The following is a 2,747-nucleotide window of genomic DNA, read 5'->3' on the forward strand; positions in this document are numbered from 1 at the left end:
CTCAAGGGTCATCGCACCGCAGACATGGATATTGGCGGCGTCGATGTCCTTCTTCGAGAAGCCCAGCGCCGGCAGCATCTCGAAGGAGAAGTCGCCGAGTTGCTCGTCGGTGAAGCCGAGCGTCTCCTTCACCCAGTCGGCGCCGAGCGTCCACTGGTTGAACACGAACTTGATGTCGAAGGCCGACTTCAGCGCCGCGTTCAGCGCCGCGATCTTCTCGTCGGTGAAGCCCTTGGCCTTCAGTGTCGACGGGTTGATGCCCGGCGCCTGGTTGAGGTTGCCGTGGCCCACCGCATAGGCCTCGATCTCGGCGATCTGGCTCTCGGAATAGCCGAGCGTCCTCAGCGCTTCCGGCACGGCGCGGTTGATGATCTTGAAGTAGCCACCGCCAGCGAGCTTCTTGAACTTCACCAGGGCGAAGTCGGGCTCGATGCCTGTGGTGTCGCAGTCCATGACGAGGCCGATCGTGCCGGTCGGCGCGATCACGGTCGCCTGCGCGTTGCGGTAGCCGTGCTCCTCGCCGAGCTCGATGGCGCGGTCCCAGGCGGCGCGGGCATGCTCGGCCAAAGCCGGCTGCTTCAGGTCGGAGGCGACGAGAGGCACCGGGTTGACGGCCAGCTTCTCGTAACCGTCCTTGTCGCCATAGGCGGCGCGGCGGTGGTTGCGCATGACGCGCAGCATGTTCTGGGCGTTGCGGTCATAGTCCGGGAAGGCGCCGAGCTCGGAAGCCATCTCGGCCGAGGTCGAGTAGGCGACGCCGGTCATGATCGCGGTGAGCGCTGCGCAGATCGCGCGGCCCTCATCGGAGTCGTAGGGAATGCCGGAGGTCATCAGCAGGCCGCCGATATTGGCGTAGCCGAGGCCGAGCGTGCGGTAGTCGTAGGAGAGCTTGGCGATCTCCTTCGACGGGAACTGCGCCATCATCACCGAGATTTCGAGCACGACGGTCCACAGCCGAACGGTGTGCTCGTAAGCGGCGATGTCGATCGTGCCGTCTTCCTTGCGGTAGGGCAGGAGGTTGATCGAGGCGAGGTTGCAGGCCGTGTCGTCCAGGAACATGTATTCCGAGCACGGGTTGGAGGCCCGGATCGCACCGGCGGAAGCGCAGGTGTGCCAGTCGTTCATCGTCGTGTTGAAGTGCAGGCCCGGATCGGCCGACGCCCAGGCGGCGTAGCCGATCTTTTCCCAGAGATCGCGGGCCTTCAGCGTCTTCAGCACCTTGCCGTCCTTGCGCGCGGTAAGCTGCCAGTCGCCATCGGCCTCGACGGCGCGCAGGAAATTGTCCTTCAGCGACACCGAATTGTTGGAGTTCTGGCCGGAGACGGTGAGGTAGGCATCCGAATCCCAGTCGGTGTCGTAGGTGTTGAACGACATCGAGGTGTAGCCTTGCTTGGCGAACTGGATGACGCGGTAGATGTAGTTCTCCGGCACGGCGTCCTTCTTGGCCAGCTTGATCTCGCGCTTCAGCGCGGTGTTCAGCGCCGGGTCGAAGCAGTCGTCGCCATTGCCTTCGCAATTGACGCAGGCCTTCATGATGGCTTCGAGGTGCTTCTTGACGATCTTGGAGCCGGTCACCAGCGAGGCGACCTTCTGCTCTTCATTGACCTTCCAGTCGATGAACTGCTCGATGTCGGGATGGTCGGCGTCGACGATGACCATCTTGGCGGCGCGGCGCGTCGTGCCGCCCGACTTGATGGCGCCCGCCGCGCGGTCGCCGATCTTGAGGAAGCTCATCAGGCCGGAGGAGCGGCCGCCGCCGGAAAGCTTCTCGCCTTCGCCGCGCAGCATGGAGAAGTTCGAGCCGGTGCCGGAACCGTATTTGAACAGGCGCGCCTCGCGCACCCACAGGTCCATGATGCCGCCCTCGTTGACGAGGTCGTCCTGCACGCCCTGGATGAAGCAGGCATGCGGCTGCGGATGCTCGTAGGCCGACTTCGACTTGGTCAGCTTGCCGGTGAAGGGGTCGACATAGAAGTGTCCCTGGCTCGGGCCGTCGATGCCATAGGCCCAGTGCAGGCCAGTGTTGAACCATTGCGGCGAGTTCGGCGCGACGCGCTGAGTGGCGAGCATATAGGCGAGCTCGTCGCGGAAGGCGCGCGCGTCTTCCTCTGACTTGAAGTAGCCGCCCTTCCAGCCCCAATAGGTCCAGGTGCCGGAGAGACGGTCGAAGACCTGGCGGGCGTCGGTTTCCGAACCGTAGCGCTCGGCCTCGGGCAGCTTGGCGAGCTCGGCCTCGTCGGCGATCGAGCGCCACAGGAAGGAGGGAACGTCGTTCTCCTCGACCTTCTTCAGCCGCGCCGGCACGCCGGCCTTGCGGAAATATTTCTGGGCCAGGATGTCGGCCGCGATCTGGCTGAACTGCGCCGGCACATCGATGTTGTCGAGGCGGAACACCACCGAGCCGTCGGGATTCTTGATCTCCGACAGGGCCTTGCGGAATTCGATCTCCGCATAGGCAGACTGGTCTGGCTTGGTGAAGCGACGCTCGATGCGCATTGGTCCGGTCCCTTTGTGTCTATATATAGCGCCTTTCCCCGGGGATTTCTGCCCCACATGGCGAAAAGCGCAGTCCGCCGTTTGCCGGCATTGCGAGCAGCGCCGGCACTCTCCTCGTCGCAGGCGCCGGCATGCAGGCAGCAGAACGCTTTCCCAGGCATTTGCCCGGGCTGCAGGCCGACCCTTGCGGGTCCCTAAACTGAAACTTTTGTCGATTCCCTCCGTGGAGGGAGGTTCACATTATCTAGCGT

Annotated in this window: 1 protein-coding gene; it reads right to left on the minus strand. The window is 63.9% G+C overall.

The features are described 5' to 3' along the window. Window positions 1–2,496: adenosylcobalamin-dependent ribonucleoside-diphosphate reductase (locus tag EOA28_RS31715; protein ID WP_128315652.1), on the minus strand; the 2,496-nt coding region annotated here is incomplete at its 3' end. Window positions 2,497–2,747: the final 251 nt, after the last annotated feature.

The sequence above is a fragment of the Mesorhizobium sp. M2A.F.Ca.ET.067.02.1.1 genome (assembly GCF_004023285.1).
Classification (GTDB): Bacteria; Pseudomonadota; Alphaproteobacteria; order Rhizobiales; family Rhizobiaceae; genus Mesorhizobium.